The following is an 899-nucleotide window of genomic DNA, read 5'->3' as shown; positions in this document are numbered from 1 at the left end:
CGGCCGGCGACGCCCGCGGCAGGATCGTCCGGCTGTGCGTGGACAGCCCGTCGGTCGCCGAAATCTCCGCGCGTCTGGATTTACCGCTGGGCGTGGCGCGCGTCCTGGTCGGCGATCTCGTCCTGTCCGGCTACCTTCGAGTGCACAGGACCCTGTCCGAGCGCTCGACCCGAGACGAGCGCAAGGACCTGATCGGAAGGACGTTGCGTGGCCTCAAGGCACTCTGACCCCGGCGCGCACGCGTCGACGAAGATCGTCATCGCCGGGGGCTTCGGGGCCGGCAAGACCACCTTCGTCGGGTCGGTCTCGGAGATCATGCCGCTGCGCACCGAGGCCATGCTCACCGACGCCTCGACCGGAGTCGACGCGCTGGAGGCCACCCCGAACAAGCGGACCACCACCGTCGCCATGGACTTCGGCCGGATCACCCTGGGCGAGGACCTGGTGCTGTACCTGTTCGGCACCCCGGGCCAGCGGCGGTTCTGGTTCATGTGGGACGACCTGGTCCGCGGCGCCATCGGGGCGATCGTGCTGGTCGACGTGCGGCGGCTGCAGGACAGCTTCGCCGCGGTCGACTTCTTCGAGCACCGCAACCTGCCGTTTCTGGTCGCCGTCAACGAGTTCGACGGCGCGCCCCGCTACCCCGTCGGCGAGGTGCGTGAGGCGCTCACCCTGCCCGCGCACATCCCGGTGATCAGCGTGGACGCCCGGGACCGCCGGTCGGCGACCGACGCGCTGATCGCGGTCAGCGAATACGCGCTGGCCAGCCTCTCCGCCAGTTGAGCGAGTGGGCCGACCGCGAGTTCACCGGCCGCGACTTCACCGACGAGGACCTGCGCGGGCTGCGCACCGAGCGGGTGGTGTTCGACGGCTGCAACTTCCGGGGCGCCGACCTCGCG

The 899-nt window shown here is 70.7% G+C and carries 2 protein-coding genes and 1 pseudogene; all 3 read left to right on the top strand.

Going from position 1 to position 899, the window contains the following annotated elements; translation table 11 throughout:
- Positions 1 to 227, top strand: a 227-nt coding sequence (locus A5714_RS04925; protein WP_156747175.1) for a DUF742 domain-containing protein, incomplete at its 5' end; no start/stop codon positions are given.
- A complete protein-coding gene (locus A5714_RS04920; RefSeq protein WP_068071606.1) occupies positions 208 to 783 on the top strand; it encodes an ATP/GTP-binding protein in 576 nt (191 codons plus the stop codon). The genes A5714_RS04925 and A5714_RS04920, both read left to right, overlap by 20 nt.
- Positions 780 to 899, top strand: a pseudogene (locus tag A5714_RS27565) (hypothetical protein); the annotation flags it as partial. The gene A5714_RS04920 and the pseudogene A5714_RS27565, both read left to right, overlap by 4 nt.

Origin of the sequence: Mycobacterium sp. E2462 (genome assembly GCF_001672685.1) — a bacterium.
GTDB lineage: Bacteria > Actinomycetota > Actinomycetes > Mycobacteriales > Mycobacteriaceae > Mycobacterium.
The sequence above is the reverse complement of the archived record's forward strand: the minus strand, read 5'-3'. Positions and strand labels throughout refer to the sequence as shown.